Source organism: Cytobacillus oceanisediminis (assembly GCF_004366035.1).
Taxonomy (GTDB): domain Bacteria; phylum Bacillota; class Bacilli; order Bacillales; family Cytobacillaceae; genus Cytobacillus; species Cytobacillus oceanisediminis_C.
The window spans coordinates 382564-399730 of sequence record NZ_SOEE01000006.1 but is presented as its reverse complement, the minus strand read 5'-3'; the positions used below and the strand labels follow the sequence as shown (position 1 = coordinate 399730).

Below are 17167 nucleotides of genomic sequence, written 5' to 3'. Positions count from 1 at the left end.
TCCCATCTGTCCGCTCGACTTGCATGTATTAGGCACGCCGCCAGCGTTCGTCCTGAGCCAGGATCAAACTCTCCATATAAGAGTTGATTAAGCTCATAAATTGTCTTTTCAAAAAAGACTAATGAATTAACGTTGACGTTTTTGTTCGTTCAGTTTTCAAAGAACAATTTCTCTTTGTTATATTTTACCTAATCGCTCAGAAGCGACTTTATAAATATAACATGTGTTGATTTTAGTTGTCAACACTTTTTTTATAAGTTATCCGCCGTCTGTGAAAATGTTTTTCGTTCATATCGCAGCGACGGATATAAATATAACAAGGATTTAAATAAAGGTCAATAACTTTTAAAGTTTTTTTACGATAATTTTTTTTTGAGCTTGTAATACCTGTGATAAATTCCTTGACCCTTTGTTTCCACATTTACTACTTCGATAAAATGCTTATCAATCAAATACTCAAGAAGCATGCTTAAGTCAACTGCATATAGATAAAGCTCCTCATGGTTCATAATATCGTGGATGGACCATTCATCTTTTTCAGCAAGCACATCTGCAAGATGGTTGATTCCTTGCTTAGTTCTTGAATGAATTAAAAATTCACTTGCAAGAAACAGAAGCTCCAGTCTTTTTTCAAGAGGCTCCTGGCTATTCACCAATTCTTCATATAGCTTCATTATTTCAGGTTCAATTTGCTTTACCTGGTTCCAGACAGTTACTTCTGGATGGAATCCATTTTCGATAACAGCCAGTCTGGCCAGGTGATGAAGGGAATGAACAATATGGTTATAGGCATCAAAATAATGGCGATTTTCAAAAAAGGCTTTGCCATCCATATATCTTCTGATCAGCTTAGCAAACTCAAGACCCATTTTTAATTTTCGTCCATAAAACGGAAATTCTCTTAATTCCACCTTCAGGTTATGAATATATTCATTTCGATCGAATAAAACTTTCCCATTATAAAGCCAATCGAAGATCTTCCGGTTCGACCCCAGCAGGATCCATTCGCGAAGCTGCTTGTCTGTCACGATATGAAGAGCAGCTTTTTTATCTTTATATGTGTAATGTTTAACAAACACAGGTTCATCTGCTTCCTCTACAAGGATCAGCAGTACAGCATCAAATGTATCCGTAGCAGGAATAGCTTTTTGCAGTTTTTCGGTCATTATCACGCCAAGAGTGTTTGTCTGGCTTGCCCGTTCTTGATATATAGGACGGAGAATATCTTCCATCATAATTCCTCCATTTTATTGATAGCGTATATCTTCGACAATTATAAATGAAATCCTTCCTAAATGTGAGACATTTTTCGACACCATTCTATATTAATATTTATTTAAGCAAAAGGAGTATGGTATAGTTAGTTTTTAGGAGGGAGCAGAATGGCTAAGTACTCAAATAAAATCAATAAGATTCGCACATTTGCCCTTAGTTTAATTTTTATCGGATTTATCGTTATGTATCTCGGAATATTCTTTAGGAATTCCGCTCTTCTCATGACAATATTTATGCTTCTTGGAATGCTCTGCATTCTTGCTAGCACCGGTGTATATTTTTGGATCGGCATGCTTTCAACAAAGACCGTGCAGGTGGTTTGCCCAAATTGCGGAAAACATACAAAGATGCTTGGCCGGGTTGATATGTGCATGTACTGCAATGAACCTTTAACGCTCGATCCAAAACTTGAGGGCGTTGAATTTGATGAAAAATACAACAAAAAAAATACGAAGCAGAGCTGATTTATCTCTTGCTTCATATTCAAGTTCAAGAAGGACCGGCTGTCTGACAGCCGGTTTTTTTATGGAAAAATAAAAAGCTGACAGCACACAGCCGGCAGCTTTAAATAATTTATTAGTGAGCTTCTTTACTTGCACATTCCGGACACGTTCCGTAAATCTCCATTCTATGATGGCTGATTTTAAAACCTGTAACATGTGAAGCAAGGTGCTCTACTTCATCAAGACCAGGATAGTGGAAGTCTACAATCTTGCCGCAGCTTTCACATATGACATGATAATGATGAGTGGTTACAAAATCGAAGCGGCTGGATGCGTCACCATATGTCAGTTCCTTTACCAGGCCAACCTCACGGAATACTCGTAAATTATTGTAAACTGTTGCCACACTCATATTTGGAAATTTACCCTCTAATGCTTTGTATATATCGTCAGCAGTAGGGTGTGACATGGAGTTTATTAAATATTCAAGTATCGCATGACGCTGCGGAGTGATACGGACTCCAGTGTCTTTTAAAGTATCCAGCGCCTCTTTTAATTCCATATGCGCCACCGCCATGCACCTCTTTTCCAACAAATATTCTTACTTTATAATCTTTATAAATAGTGTACTAATTTTTTACCACATTTGTCAATATTACAAACTCCGTAATAGAGGGAATCAACTTTTTTCAGCGTGAAGCGATTGCTCACCGGAGCCTAAATGATGGTTGGCAAATCGGGCAGCAACAAACAGCAGATCTGACAATCGCTTCAGATAAACTAAAACGAGCGGATTCACTTCTTCGCCAAGCGGGACCGCATTTCGTTCCGCTCTTCTCACCACCGTTCTAGCCACATGGAATGCAGCTCCCGAAGGATGACCGCCGGGTAAAATAAAATTATTAAGCGCTGCAATGTCAGCTTCCCACTCATCAATTTGCTTTTCCATGAAGGTGATACCCTCTTCCTTTATCGTCCATTTTACTTCTTTTCCAGCAGGTGTTGCCAGCTCTGCTCCTGCATGAAACAGGTCTGTCTGCACTTTATGAAACACCCGTTACACTTTTTCTCTGCCGCTGAAATACTCACTTCTTAAATGGCTTAAGGCCATTCCAATCATAGAATTAGCCTCATCACATGAGCTGTATGCCTCTACGTGAATGTCCTTTTTACTGAATCTTTGCCCGTATATTAATGACGTTGTCCCCTTATCTCCCGTTCTTGTATAAATCCTCATCTTAATACCCTCTTTCAAAAATCGATCGCATTAATATAATCTTTGTTATTTTATATATATGTATGAAGGTTATACTTAAAAATTCAACCAGACTTGGGCCTTTTTATTTTCAGCAAGCAGTTTGTTTAACATGCCCTAACATAGTACCAAACGTAAACTCAGCCATAGAAATTTTATGGATTCCCCTTGCATTTGTAATTAAGATGCCTTCCTTATTTTGTTTTGAAAGGCATTTCAACTATTCTGCTGACATTACCATAATCCACTTTAATTTTGTTGTCTTAGTAATAGTACTGCTGTTAGATCTTCTCTATATGTAATAAACACTTCAGCACATAAGGATTCCCCTGCGGCTTCAAATCCGTCAAAAAAAACAGAAAATCCCCTTGAGGATAATCCAGTCTTACCTCTTCCTGCAGCTCTTTTGGGGAAGCAAAAATGGAAGAAACAATTTTCATAAACTCCATTCCATCTTTGGTTTATTCACCATATCCTCCCATGCCGATTGACAGAAATAATATACATAAAAAAAACGAACCCGTTCAGGTCCGTTTCGAAAAAGTATCTGAGGAGGTATGCCCTAATAAAATGATATGCAAAACTTGTTCTTCGGAATGGACAAAAGCCTTGTTCTGTTAAAAAATAGGCAACCCATTTACGGCTAGGCCAAATTCTCCTTTATATATTCCAGTGCCTCCTCGACATGCCCTTTCACCTTAACCTTGCGCCACTCTTTAACCAGAATGCCTTCCTGGTCAATAATAAAAGTGGAACGTTCAATTCCCATATATTCTTTCCCGAAGTTCTTTTTCAGTTTCCAAACATCGTAGGCATCTGCTGCTTTATGCTCCTCATCCGCAAGCAGCAGGAAAGGCAATCCATGCTTTTCAATGAACTTCTCATGCCTGCTGAGCGGATCGGGGCTTATTCCTAAAATGACAGCATTCACATCTGCAAAATTCTCATGACTGTCCCTAAAATCACATGCCTGAGTTGTGCATCCAGGCGTCATGTCTTTCGGGTAAAAATAAAGAACAATATTTTTCCCGCGGTAATCTGTTAACTTTACCTTTTCGCCATTACTGGCCTCGAGCTCAAATTCCGGAGCTGGTTTGCCGATTTCCATTGCCATTTTTACTCCTCCTGTTGAATAGGTTTCTTACTCTAAGCCTATCCAACTTTGTGGTCAAAAACAACTGATAGCATTATGAAACGCGGTCACCAGCATCAAATACTACTCTGGCAACAAAAGCTGCCGGTATCACATAACCAATTAACGCTTCCAATACGGCAATTAGCCTGCCTATTCCAACAGGACTGATATCTCCATACCCAACAGAAAAAAGAGTTACCGCACTAAAATAAAAACCCGTCTCCAGTCTCTCGAGGAAACCAGTTTCCATATAGTCAGTGCCGTCCATTAAAACCACCAGCCCATGTAAATCAAGCCATATATATATAAGGCCAAACCCAATCATAATCGTTGCATACAAACTTATTAGATAAAGGAAATTCTCCACAGAAACCCATCTTCCCTTTATCTTGGCGGATGAAAAAAGAGTCTGGAGACTCATGATCATGCACAGCACGATTAAAATCAGCGATAAATAAAATGCCATACTGCACCTCATTTCGAAATGCTTATCAATTCATTTATACGCTTATGGCCAATCCTATATGACAGCCTGTCTCTGAAACGTCTTTCTGCTAATAGTCAGAATTTCTTCCCATAAAAAAAGCCAGGGATTTAACCCGGCTTTAATTACCCGCACCACGATAACGCTTAACACCTGAATTCCAAGTCAGAATCGAAATGCCAAAGAATACTATACCGATTACAGGCGTTAAAAAGGAATACAAAAACCATTCCTCTTTCCCTAAAAAGTATGAAGCTGGATATACACCAACAAAGGCAAACGGAAGCACCCAGGTTAGGACGAATCGTATGACACTATTATAAATATCAACTGGATACCTTCCATAATTCCCGATGTTGTACATCATCGGCATGATGGATGTTCTGGCATCCGCCCAAAAGCTGATGCAGGCAATCATGACAAAGATGCCTCCGTACACAAGCATTCCACCTATCACAAATAAGAAGAATAAGAAGGGATCTGTCCAGGATATCTCTAAACCAAGACTGTTTCCGGCGTAAATCATAACCGCAATTCCAGTAACAGCCCCAAAAAGAGATTCAAGTTCCATCCGTTCTAAAACGATTTGGAACAGACTATGGATCGGCCGGGTTAAAATCCTATCAAGTTCTCCTTTTACAATATACCTCTCATTAAAATCCCAAATATTAAAGAAAGATGAAAACAATGCATAGGGAACAAGGAAAAATCCGTAAATAAAGATAATTTCATCCCTTGTCCATCCCCCAAGAAGATTTGTATGGCCAAAGACGACTATGATAAAAATTAAATTGACTGCCTGAAATAATAGATCTGAAAAGATCTCAACAAATAAATCTGCACGGTACTGCATTCTTGTTTTCATGTATTGGGCAACATATTGAAAGAAAATGGCTATATAAAACATCTGTCACCCTCCTTGAATAATGAGCTGCTTTTTCGCTATGATCCACAGAACTTGAATTGGCATTATCAGAATAAGAACCCAGACCCCCTGCATAATGATAGCCTGGATAGCTTCATTATTTGAAAAGCTATTTGTAAAGATCATGCTCGGCACATAGCTAATACCCTGAAAGGGCAGAAATCTTAATATATCCTGTGCCCAGACCGGAAAAAAGCTGATGGGAATCAGAAGACCGGAAAAGAGATCAATCACAACTCTTTTCGCCCGGATAAGCCCAGTATTATTATATAAGAAGAAAGTGGTAATGCCTGTCAGCAAATTAATTTGCGTATTAATAAGAAAACTTAATAAAATCGATACCGCAAAGAAAAGCCAGGTAGTCCAATCCGCAGAAAATTGGAGCGGAAAAATGAACGAGACAATTGCCATTCCCGGAACCGAGAAAAAGAAGAGACGGAATATTCCTTCTCCCAATCCCTGCATCGTTTTCATGCCCAAATAATTATATGGGCGGATCAGTTCCACTGCTACTTTCCCTTCTTTAATCTCAGCAGCCATTTCCCTGTCTATATTATTAAAATAAAATGCCCTTGCCATCCACGCTACAGCCACATATGTCGACATCTGGATCACAGACATTCCCTCAATCGCATCTTTTTCTCCATAAATAGCGCTCCACAAGAAATAGTAAGCACCAATATTAATGCTGTATATCAGAATGCCCGTATAGTAATTCGTTCGGTAGGCAAGCATCATCAAAAAGCGGATCCGAATCATTTCTATATACTTATCCATAGGAATACCCCCGGATAAAAATAAATCCTTCCATTACGATATCCCCCGGTCATAAATATTTCTTATAATTTCTTCTGTTGAAGTTTCTTTAATATTGATATCTTTCACTTTCAAATCCGCCACCACTTTTGCGATCAACAAGGAAATCAGTTCATCATTATCCTCTGTAAAGGCCGTAAAGATCGCTTCTTTATCATCCTTTTCCCATTTTACTTCCGATGAAGCCGTAATTTTGTTTAAGTCGCTAAGATCCACTTCTTCAAGAAATTGAAATTCTATCTCCTTCCCTTCTCCCCATTTTTCCTTCAGGCTTTTTAATGTTCCATCATAAATGATTTTCCCGTCATCTAACATAACCACTCGTTCGCATAACGCCTCAATATCCGACAGATCATGAGTAGTCAGCAGAATGGTTGTATTATATTTTTCATTAATTTCTTTTAAAAACTCCCTGATTTTTAATTTAACAAGCACATCAAGCCCAATTGTCGGCTCATCCAGAAACAGCAGCGGCGGATTATGGATGAGTGCTGCTGCCAGTTCACACCTCATTCTCTGCCCGAGTGAAAGCTTCCGGACCGGCTTATCCAGCAGCGGTTCAATATCTAAGGTTTTGATGACATGCGCCATATGGCTGTCGTATTGCTCATCAGTAACTTTGTACACCTTCTTAAGCAGCCTGAAGGATTCCTGTACAGCAATATCCCACCAAAGCTGAGATCTCTGGCCGAAGACAACTCCAATCGTGCTGACGAATTTTTCACGGTCTTTATGAGGATTCATTCCATTCACAATCACTTCACCGCTGGTTGGGGTTAGAATCCCAGTCAGCATTTTTATGGTGGTTGATTTCCCCGCTCCGTTTTCACCAATATACCCAACCATCTCCCCTTGCTTTACATTAAAACTGATATTGTTAACCGCTGGCACAATTTTATAATTCCTAGTAAGCAAATCACGGAAAGCACCTTTTAATCCTGAGCGGCTTGAATAAGCTTTAAACTCCTTCTTTAAGTTCCGTACTGTTATTGCATCATTCATCATTATTCCTCCTGCCAATTAATGCCCTAATGAAACAGTTTAGACAAACAGCGCTTTCTTCACAACTAGATTGCTCTATTTCCGCTTTCTAAAATACAGAATAGTCCGCCTTCCCCTTAGATTGGACGATGCCCCTTCCAAACATGTTAAAATAATGATGAACGTATAATTGGATTTTATCAGGAGGATTAACATGCAATTTACTAATTCTGAACGGCTGCATAAACAGGCTTTAGAACATATTGTCGGCGGGGTGAACAGTCCTTCCCGCTCTTATAAAGCAGTTGGCGGCGGCTCGCCGGTTGCAATGGAACGTGCACAGGGCGCTTATTTCTGGGACGTGGACGGCAATCAATATATTGATTATCTGGCTGCATACGGTCCCATCATTACCGGGCATGCCCACCCCCATATTACAGAAGCTATAAAAACAGCAGCTGAGCGCGGAGTATTATATGGAACTCCTACACCTCATGAAGTAAAGTTCGCCGAAATGCTAAAAGAAGCAATGCCTAATTTGGATAAAGTCCGCTTTGTGAACTCAGGAACTGAAGCGGTCATGACCACCATACGTGTTGCAAGAGCCTATACGGGCAGAGACAAAATTATTAAGTTTGCAGGCTGCTATCACGGCCATTCCGATCTTGTACTGGTTGCTGCAGGTTCAGGGCCGTCAACACTTGGAACCCCTGACTCTGCCGGGGTTCCAAAGAGCATTGCCCAGGAAGTGATTACAGTTCCTTTCAATGAAATCGAACCATATAAGGAAGCGCTGGAAAAATGGGGCGGCCAAATCGCTGCCGTCCTGGTTGAACCAATTGTCGGCAACTTTGGAATTGTTGAACCCGAGCCAGGGTTTTTAGAACAGGTTAACGAATTAACACATGCAGCCGGTGCACTAGTCATTTATGATGAAGTTATCACAGCTTTCCGGTTTATGTATGGCGGTGCCCAGGATCTGTTAGGCGTAAAACCTGACTTGACAGCTATGGGGAAAATCATAGGAGGCGGTCTTCCAATCGGTGCATATGGCGGGAAGCAGGAAATCATGGAAACAGTTGCTCCGTTAGGTCCTGCATATCAAGCCGGTACAATGGCTGGTAATCCAGCTTCAATTCTGTCTGGAATTGCATGTCTCGAAGTTTTGAAGCAGCCAGGTGTCTATGAATATCTGGACCAGCTTGGCGAATTGCTTGAAAAAGGCATTAGCGCAGCTGCCGAAGAACATAACATTCCAATTACAATTAACCGATTAAAAGGTGCCCTGACAATCTACTTTACGGAAGAAAAAGTTGTAAATTATGAGCAGGCAGAAAATACAGATGGAGAAATGTTTGCAAAGTTCTTCAAGCTGATGCTCAACCAGGGAATAAACCTCGCACCATCAAAATATGAAGCATGGTTTATGACAATCGCGCATACCGAGGAAGATATCCACGCAACGATTCACGCTGTACAAAACGCATTTCAGCAATTAAAAGGCGAATAAATATTCATATTTTTATACATTAACGGAAGCAGAAATGCTTCCGTTTTCTTTAACTCCACTAATGAAAACGTTTACAAACAAGGGGATTATTTATACATAAACCAATGTCCCAGTATAAATCATATCCAACTTTTTGTATAAATAATTGATTTCTGAAAATTCATATGATATGATGGGAGAAATCTTTTGTGTAAGAGCGGATTACGCTGACATAGAGAGTTTAATTTATTATTAGCCTGTCCCGAATAATCGAACTATTCATTCAATAAATGCTTATGCATTTATCCTTTCAAAGCAAGATTAACTTTGCAGCAGCCTCATTTAAAACCCGTAAACATTAAATTTTTATAGATTACTATTTTTCAGGAGGTGAACGGCTTTAAGGCACAGCCTTATTTTCAGCCGAATTTTATGACATTACAGCAATGGAGTCCTTCACTTTTTAAAGAGTTTCACCGTCAGGAGCACGATGCTTGCGGCATTGTTTCTGCAATGGAGAAACAGAAAGTCCCAACCCGCGAAAATATTTTCAGCTGTATCAACGCACTTGTTACGATGAATCACCGTGCCGGTTTTATTAATGGAGAAGGCGACGGTGTAGGGATTCATATTGATATCCCAAGAGAGCTATGGAAAGAAAAGTTAAAGGAAGCAGGAGCAGATTCTAAAGCAGCAGACAAGGAAGGATTTGTCGTTGGACATGTGTTTATGTCCAGAAAGCAGGATACGGAATCACTTAAAGCCATATTGCTGCAAAAGCTTGCTGACGCAAATCTAATGGTTATTTATGCATCTGACGAAGTAACCGAGTCCTCAGCTTTAGGTCCCATTGCCATCCAGGAAAATCCTGTATTCTGGCAGTTTGCCTGTTTAGCAGAGGAGAATGGCGGAGAGCTTTCCAAAAAGCTGTTTGAATTAATTGTTGACTTTGAAGAAGACGAACATGTTCATGTCGCTTCCCTTAGCCAGCATCATGCTGTATACAAAGTAATGGGAGCGGGAGACATTCTGCCTAAATACTATCATGATTTAGCGAGCCCGCTTGTTGCGTCAACAATGACGCTTGGGCACAATCGCTATTCCACTAACACATTATCAAGCTTTTTCCGCGTACAGCCTTTTAGTGTGTTAGGACATAACGGAGAAATCAACACGATTGCCAAGCTTAGGGATGAAGCCAAAATGGTTGGCGTTCCGCTTGTAAAAGACGGCAGTGATTCTCAGGATTTGAGCAGAACACTTGAAACGTTTATCTGCAGGGATGGATTTACCCTGTTTGAAGCAATGGATGTTATGTTCCCGCCTATCGTGAATGAAATTAAATCATACCCTGATCACCTTCAGGATATGTACGCCTATATCCGTGAAGCATGGGGACATTTTGCTCAAGGTCCAGCAGGAATTATTTCCCGATTTGCCGATGAGGCTGTTTTCAGTGTCGATGCGCTGGGTCTCCGCCCGCTTTGGATGCTGGAAACTGAAAGTTCTTATCTGTTCTCTTCTGAGCCTGGTATCATCTCATCCAGTGAATATGTAAATGAACCTAAGCCGCTTTCACCGGGTGAAAAAGTTGGTTTAAAATGGGACGGAGATACACTTGCCGTATACGAACACAGCCATTATCAGGCTGAAGTTTTTGACAGATTTTCAAAGAGAGTGAACTCTGATAACTTCCGGATTCGCCTGCAATCTCCTAAACTGGAGAAAACCATCTCTGTAAACTATCCGGATAAGATTCATAACGGGCAGTATAAAGCTTTCGGCTGGGAGAGAGACCATGTCCAGCTGGTAGAACAAATGGCAGAAAAAGGAGCGGAGCCAATTCGGTCCCTTGGACACGACTCCCCTTTAGCAGCATTAAATCCTCAGCGGAAAAACATCGCAGATTTTATTAAGGAAAGTGTTGCTGTTGTTACAAACCCTGCCATTGACCGTGACCGGGAAACTGAGCATTTCTCAACCCGCACGATTATTGGCCAGCGTCCTTCTTTATTTGAAAAACAGGAGCCAGGGGCCGTAATTGAATTACAGACTCCTATTTTGATAGAAGGCAAAGCAGGCTATGATTGTTCCGATGAACTAAATCAGCCGAGCTACGACCAGGTAACCTGCTTCTATCAAGAACAAAAACTGATTTCTTATTTGTCTACCACATTTACGAAAGATGAAACGGTAAAAGAAGCTTTAGACCGTTTATCAGCAGAAGCAGTTGATGCTGTCAAAAATGGCAAAACCCTGCTTGTACTAGACGACGCCAATGCTCATCTGGAGGATGCTTACTGGATTGATCCGCACCTGGCGGTCTCTGCAATCGATCAAGCTCTTGTAAAAGAGGCTATGCGCCGTGAATGTTCCCTATTGCTGCGCTCAGCATCAATCAGATCGCTTCATGATATCATCACAGCATTCGGTTTAGGCGCTGATATTATAAGTCCTTATTATATGTTTATGACAGTTCTTGGCGAATCTGAAACACCGCTGAAGAATTTATACTCAGCTCTGACTAAAGGACTTGAAAAAGTCATTTCAACAATCGGCATTCATGAATTAAGAGGCTATGGACGTTTATTCTCTGCCATTGGTCTTCACGAAGAATTAGCCGAATACCTGAATATAGTAAACTTCTTCGGATCTAAAGAGCTTTCATTTAGCTTTAGCGCTTTAAAAGAAGATGCATTTGCAAGAGCAGAAGATTACCAGAATGAAAAAGAGCGGATCGGAAAAACATTCAGCCTTTTCCCTCGCATCTGGAAAGCGATCGGCGAAGTTGCCTCCACTGGTGACTACAATGCATATAAGGAAAAAATCACAGAACAGGAAGACCAGAATCCAACAACAATCCGTCATTTAACCGGATTTAAGGAAACTGCTTCTCATCTAAACCCTGAGGATATCAGCTTAAATGTGGGCGAGCATGACCTGCCATTTGTCATCTCCTCCATGTCCTTTGGGTCTCAGAATGAAACAGCCTTCAGAGCCTATGCTGAAGGTGCTGACCGCTTGAACATGGTCAGCCTGAACGGCGAAGGCGGAGAAATCAAGGATATGCTTGGAAAATATCCGAGAACCCGCGGACAGCAGGTAGCATCAGGACGATTTGGTGTTAATGCCGAGCTCCTTAATTCATCCAACCTGCTGGAAATAAAAATAGGCCAGGGTGCAAAGCCTGGTGAAGGAGGCCACCTTCCCGGTTCCAAGGTAACTGCAAAAATTGCTGAAGCACGTAATGCAACAATTGGATCGGATTTGATTTCACCTTCGAACAATCATGACATCTACTCGATTGAAGATTTGGCACAGATGATTCACGAGCTTAAAACAGCCAATGACAAAGCTAAAGTTGCTGTAAAGGTGCCAGTTGTGCCGAATATTGGAACCATCGCAGTCGGAATTGCAAAAGCTGGCGCCGATATTATCACACTGAGCGGTTTTGACGGAGGTACAGGTGCAGCAAGAATTCATGCCTTGCAGCACGTAGGTCTTCCGGTTGAAATTGGTGTTAAGGCAGCCCACAATGCCCTGCTGGAAGCAGGAATCCGCGATAATGTGGAGCTTTGGGCTGATGGAGGAATCAAGAGTGCAGCAGACGTATTAAAGGTTATGCTGCTAGGTGCTAACCGTGTAGGCTTTGGTACACTTTCCATGCTTGCTATCGGCTGTACGACATGCCGCGGCTGCCATCTTGATACTTGCCATGTCGGTATTGCAACACAAATTGATTCAGAAGCCCAAGCAAAGGAACATGGTTTAAGAAGGTTTGTTCCACGTCAATTTGACCTTGCTGTCCAGGGCATCATGAACCTGTTTACTGCTTTTGGCAACGAACTGAAAGCATTGGCAGCTTCAATTGGTGTAAAAAACCTGCAGGATGCAGTAGGGCGTTCTGACCTGCTTGTACAGATTAAGGGCCAGGATCAGCTTGATCTGACTCACCTTCTGAAAACACTTGAAATCGGCCAATTCTCTGTTCAGGAAACACCTGAAGCCCTGCAGGAAGCCCAGCTGCAAGTAGCTGTTGGAGCAGAGTATCTGGACGCAAGTGTGGAAGAATTACATCAGTCACGTGAGTTCCATAGCATCACTTCCGAGCAGCGAGTACTGGGAAGCCGAGTGTCCTGCCACCGTGTAAGAGACAGACTCGACGGTTCTTATAAAACTCTTCCGCAAGTTGACTTGAAATACAAAGGCGGATCCATCCCGGGCAACGGCCTTGGAGCTTACAACAGCTTCGGCATCAACATCGAAGTTGCTGGAGGAGCACAGGATGGCATCGGAAAAACTTCTTTCGGCGGACAAATCAAAATCTTTAAAGCAAAAGGCAAGAATGGCAAGTTTTATAATGGCTCTGTTGGTAAAGGCTTTGGTTATGGCGCTCAGCAAGGTTTGCTTGTGGCTCAAGGAAACGCTGACGCCCGTGCCGGAATCAGATTATCTGGAGCAGATATGATTATCGGCGGCCTGCTGGAAAAGCCGCTGCCGGAAAAGGAATACGGCAATATCGGTTCAAATGCGAATATTAAAGGATTTGCCTTTGAGTATATGACTAATGGCCGAGGCCTAGTCCTGGGAGATGCTGGTCCATGGATCTGCGCAGGAATGACAGGCGGTGTTGTTTACTTAAGACACCAGCCGGAAATGGGCTTAACAAAAGAAGCCATCCAGCGCAGAATTGCCAAGGGAGCAAAAGTCTCTGTTACTTCTCTTTCAGATAAAGGAAAGGAAGATGTAAAAGATCTGCTCGGCCAATACGTTGCATTGTTGAAAGATCAAGGCCAGGAAGAGGAAGCTTTAAAGCTTGCTTCCCTTCTTAATCATCCAGAAGACCACTTCGTTCAGGTCATTCCAGTCAAAGAACAAGCAGATCCTTCTGTTTCCACAGAGTGATGTTCTGTACCAATCAAGCCCCATCCGTTTCTGCGGATGGGGCTTTTAGTTTTAGTTTGGCTTCTTTATTCTGTTTTGGCTCCTGGCTGCCCAGCGGCACGATTCCGACACTTAAGTACCCCTCCTGTTTCCTGGCTTCGCCCTGCGGCACTTTTATCCGTTTTCTTGAACTTTTCACTTCATTTGGGGACTCATATCTTTTTTAATAACTTTTAATAAAAATTTCATGAAAATGCCCCTTGAACTTCTTTCCATATCCCTGTATAGTACAATATTGTTTAATAATGAGCAAAACCGTTTAAAGTATTTATAATTACTGTAATTACGATTTAATTCAACTTGCTTTTTAATGAACCACAAGATAAAAAATCTTAATGAAAGAAAGGACATTTATTGTATGAAACTTGGCGCCCGCATACTTAAGACGGGGATCGCAATCATTCTGGCTCTTTTTTTATCGGAACTCTTTCATCTGCCTGCTCCTATCTTTGCAGGAATTGCAGCTATCTTTGCCGTTCAGCCGACTATTTACAGATCTTATCTATCTATTGTTGAACAGATCCAGGGTAATGCGATCGGTGCATTAATTGCCGTGATATTCGTGCTATTATTCGGCAACGATGTCTTCATTATTGGTCTGGCAGCTATTATTGTTATCACGATCAATCTAAAGCTTAAAATCGAAAACACTATTGGACTGTCACTTGTAACCCTGATTGCCATTATGGAAACACCGGGCGATACCTTTTTGCAGTTTGCACTTATTCGTTTTTCAACCATTATGCTTGGTGTATTATCGGCTTTTATCGTTAACCTTGTATTTCTTCCTCCTAAATATGAGAATAAGCTTTATTTTAAAATATCCAATAGCACAGAGGAAATTACTAAATGGATCAGGCTAAATATACGGCATGCGTCTGAACACAAGCTGCTCAAAAACGATATTGATAAAATGAAAGAAAGCAATGTGAAGCTTGATCAGCTGTACTTGATGTATAAAGAGGAAAGAAATTATTTTAAACGCAATGATCAGGTTAAGTCCAGAAAACTCGTTATTTATAGGCAAATGATCTCGACTGTTAAACGCTCGCTGGAAACGTTAAAAAAGCTTCACCGCTATGAAAATGATCTGCAGCAAATGCCAGAGGAATTTCAGCATGCAGTTCAGCAGCAGCTTGATATCCTTATCCATTATCATGAACACGTCATGCTTAAATTTATTGGGAAAGTTCGACCGAATGTAGTTTTTGAGGAAGGCGACTTCAGCCTGAGCAGAAAGGAACTGGTGAACCTTTTCCTGGCTCAGCAAAAAGGGTATGAGCATGATGAAGAGTCCATTCTCCCGCATATCATGCAAGTTGTATCAGCTATTGTTGATTACGATGAACATGTGGAACACCTTGATAAACTTATATCCAGTTTTCAGGCATATCATAAAGAGGAAAATGAGGTTTCAATACCGGAGAACTCCGAATAGACCGGAGGAAAACTAACATTCATAGGAAAAAGCAGCTGATTTCAGCTGCTTTTTTGTTAATTCTTCATTCTTGGATCAAGTGCATCCCTTAATCCATCACCCATTAAGTTAAAACCTAGAACCGTAAGCATAATCGCAAGCCCAGGGAAAATCATCGTCCATGGAGCCTGTATTAGATATGCCTTAGCATCAGAGAGCATTTTTCCCCATTCAGGATTAGGCGCCTCTGCACCGAGGCCAAGGAATCCAAGGGCAGCACATTCAATGATTGCTGTTGCGATGGCAAGTGTTCCCTGTACAATAATCGGAGCCATGCTATTTGGCAGCACATGCCTGAAGAGAATCCGGCTGTTGCTCATTCCGATCGCTTTTGCGGCCATTATATATTCCTCCTGTTTTACACTCAGCACCCTTGAACGGATAAGTCTGCCAAAGTTAGGAATATTGATTACCGCAATGGCAATCAGGGCATTTCTCAATGATGGGCCAAGCACTGCCACAATCGCAATGGCCAGCAAAATACTTGGGAAAGCAAGCATGATATCAAAAATACGGGAGATAATCGTATCAACCCATTTGCCATAATATCCTGCCACTACACCTAAAAGGCAGCCAACTACAATAGATCCGATTACGGCCAGAAACCCGACCCATAAGGAGATCCTTGCCCCATAAACAACCCTTGAGAAGATATCCCTGCCGAAGTCATCCGTTCCAAACCAATGCTCGCCTGATGGTGCCTGAAGCCTTTTTGACAGCATTTGCTCATTAATTCCCTGCGGAGCAATAAGCGGTGCAAATACGGCCAGAAGAATGAAGAATAATACAATAATGGTGCCGATTAAAGCCAGTTTATTTTTTCTAAAGCTCCTCCATGCTTCCACCCAGGGGGAAACTGCTTTTTCTTCAGCTGGCATAATAGGCGGCTGAAGGTCTTTTTGTGTTGAAAGTTCCAAGTCCGTTCCCCCTCCTTAATTATATTTAATGCGCGGATCGATTGCTGCATACAGCAAGTCCACAATTAGATTGATCATGACAAAGATAAATGCAATGACAAGTATGCCTGACTGGATAACAGGATAGTCACGATAATTGATAGCCTCATAAATATAACGTCCGATTCCCGGCCAGCTGAAAATCGTCTCTGTTAAAATAGCTCCTCCAAGCAATAATCCCATTTGAAGACCGATAATCGTTAGAACTGGAATGATGGCATTCTTTAATGAGTGCTTATAAACGACCCAGAACATTCTTAAGCCTTTTGCCCTCGCCGTCCTGACAAAATCAGATCTCATTACTTCAAGCATCGTAGAACGTGTAATTCTCGCAATGATCGCCATTGGAATTGTTGCCAGGGCAAATGCCGGCAGAATCAAGTGTCTGATAACATCCCAGAATTGATCCATTCTTCCCTGCAGGAGGGTATCAATCATATATATGTTCGTAATGGCCGTAATCGGATTTCTTACTTCTTCTCTTCCCGATGTAGGAAGCCAGTCCAGCTTAATGGCAAATGCCCACTGCTCCATTAAACCAAGCCAGAAGATTGGCATGGAAACACCAATAAGCGCAAGTACCATTGCCACATAATCGAACCAGGAATTCTGATACCATGCACTGATGATTCCGGCATTCACACCGATAAAAACAGCGATTAACATGGCAACGAATGTAAGTTCAATTGTTGCAGCCAGATACGGCCAAATTTCCTGGCTTATTTCTGTTTTAGTACGGAGTGATTCTCCAAGATCCCCCGTAAAAAGCCCGCCAAGGTATGTAAAATATTGAAGGTACCAAGGCTGATCAAGCCCCAGCTGCTTCGTTAATTCCTCTACTGCTTCTTTTGTTGCCAATTGTCCTAAGATAATCTGTGCTGGATCACCAGGAATTGCCCGAATCATAAAAAAGACGATAAGGGAGAGCCCCAGAAGAACAGGAATAAGGGAAAACAAACGTTTTAGTGTATAAGACAGCATTGTCAT

General features: G+C 41.5%; 14 protein-coding genes, 1 rRNA gene and 1 pseudogene. 4 read left to right on the top strand and 12 right to left on the bottom strand.

The annotated features are described in order from the left end of the window. Positions 1–79, bottom strand: a 16S ribosomal RNA gene (locus tag DFO72_RS17485); the annotation flags it as partial. 277 nt (positions 80–356) lie between these two features. Beyond that, the gene (locus DFO72_RS17480; protein ID WP_113883218.1) at positions 357–1232 is read right to left on the bottom strand and encodes a nucleotidyltransferase-like protein; all 876 of its coding nucleotides are present in this window, start codon (positions 1230–1232) and stop codon (positions 357–359) included. Positions 1233–1382: 150 nt separating this feature from the next. Between DFO72_RS17480 and DFO72_RS17475 the strand changes: the two genes are divergently transcribed. Then, positions 1383–1739, top strand: a complete 357-nt coding sequence (locus DFO72_RS17475) for a YgzB family protein (protein WP_009335859.1) — start codon at positions 1383–1385, stop codon at positions 1737–1739. A 112-nt stretch (positions 1740–1851) separates the two neighbouring features. On the opposite strand, the gene perR is transcribed toward DFO72_RS17475, so the two are convergent. From perR to DFO72_RS17440, 7 genes and pseudogenes are all read right to left on the bottom strand, one after another. After that, on the bottom strand, positions 1852–2289 hold the full coding sequence (gene perR, locus DFO72_RS17470) for a peroxide-responsive transcriptional repressor PerR (RefSeq protein ID WP_166672513.1): 438 nt from the start codon (positions 2287–2289) through the stop codon (positions 1852–1854). A gap of 108 nt (positions 2290–2397) precedes the next feature. After that, positions 2398–2955: pseudogene (locus DFO72_RS17465) on the bottom strand (cob(I)yrinic acid a,c-diamide adenosyltransferase). A gap of 661 nt (positions 2956–3616) precedes the next feature. Beyond that, entirely contained in the window at positions 3617–4087 is a 471-nt protein-coding gene (bcp, locus tag DFO72_RS17460) for a thioredoxin-dependent thiol peroxidase (RefSeq protein WP_113883217.1), read from the bottom strand. A 73-nt stretch (positions 4088–4160) separates the two neighbouring features. Then, positions 4161–4574 carry a potassium channel family protein gene (locus DFO72_RS17455; RefSeq protein ID WP_009335854.1) on the bottom strand — a complete coding sequence of 138 codons (414 nt, stop codon included), beginning with the start codon at positions 4572–4574 and terminating at the stop codon, positions 4161–4163. Between the two features lie 139 nt (positions 4575–4713). Next, the gene (locus DFO72_RS17450; protein WP_113883216.1) at positions 4714–5499 is read right to left on the bottom strand and encodes an ABC transporter permease; all 786 of its coding nucleotides are present in this window, start codon (positions 5497–5499) and stop codon (positions 4714–4716) included. Positions 5500–5502: 3 nt separating this feature from the next. Beyond that, positions 5503–6294, bottom strand: coding sequence for an ABC transporter permease (locus tag DFO72_RS17445; RefSeq protein ID WP_113883215.1), 792 nt, complete (start codon positions 6292–6294; stop codon positions 5503–5505). A 33-nt stretch (positions 6295–6327) separates the two neighbouring features. Beyond that, positions 6328–7335, bottom strand: a complete 1008-nt coding sequence (locus DFO72_RS17440; protein ID WP_113883214.1) for an ABC transporter ATP-binding protein — start codon at positions 7333–7335, stop codon at positions 6328–6330. Positions 7336–7528: 193 nt separating this feature from the next. Here DFO72_RS17440 and DFO72_RS17435 point away from each other — a divergent pair, with 193 nt between their 5' ends. Both DFO72_RS17435 and DFO72_RS17430 read left to right on the top strand, forming a co-directional pair. After that, positions 7529–8824, top strand: a complete 1296-nt coding sequence (locus DFO72_RS17435) for a glutamate-1-semialdehyde 2,1-aminomutase (protein WP_113883213.1) — start codon at positions 7529–7531, stop codon at positions 8822–8824. Positions 8825–9235: 411 nt separating this feature from the next. Beyond that, positions 9236–13708, top strand: a complete 4473-nt coding sequence (locus DFO72_RS17430) for a glutamate synthase-related protein (protein ID WP_113883239.1) — start codon at positions 9236–9238, stop codon at positions 13706–13708. A gap of 13 nt (positions 13709–13721) precedes the next feature. Here the strand turns inward: DFO72_RS17430 and DFO72_RS29565 are convergent, their stop codons facing one another. Then, complete coding sequence (locus DFO72_RS29565) at positions 13722–13886, bottom strand: hypothetical protein (protein WP_166672512.1); 165 nt, start codon at positions 13884–13886, stop codon at positions 13722–13724. Positions 13887–14105: 219 nt separating this feature from the next. Here DFO72_RS29565 and DFO72_RS17425 point away from each other — a divergent pair, with 219 nt between their 5' ends. Further along, complete coding sequence (locus DFO72_RS17425; protein WP_113883212.1) at positions 14106–15185, top strand: FUSC family protein; 1080 nt, start codon at positions 14106–14108, stop codon at positions 15183–15185. 56 nt (positions 15186–15241) lie between these two features. Here DFO72_RS17425 and nikC read toward each other — a convergent pair whose 3' ends face one another. Together nikC and DFO72_RS17415 are read right to left on the bottom strand one after the other, a co-directional pair. Beyond that, a complete protein-coding gene (gene nikC, locus DFO72_RS17420) occupies positions 15242–16102 on the bottom strand; it encodes a nickel transporter permease (RefSeq protein WP_050807843.1) in 861 nt (286 codons plus the stop codon). A 54-nt stretch (positions 16103–16156) separates the two neighbouring features. Beyond that, positions 16157–17161, bottom strand: coding sequence for an ABC transporter permease (locus tag DFO72_RS17415; protein ID WP_113883211.1), 1005 nt, complete (start codon positions 17159–17161; stop codon positions 16157–16159). Between the last annotated feature and the right edge of the window lie 6 nt (positions 17162–17167).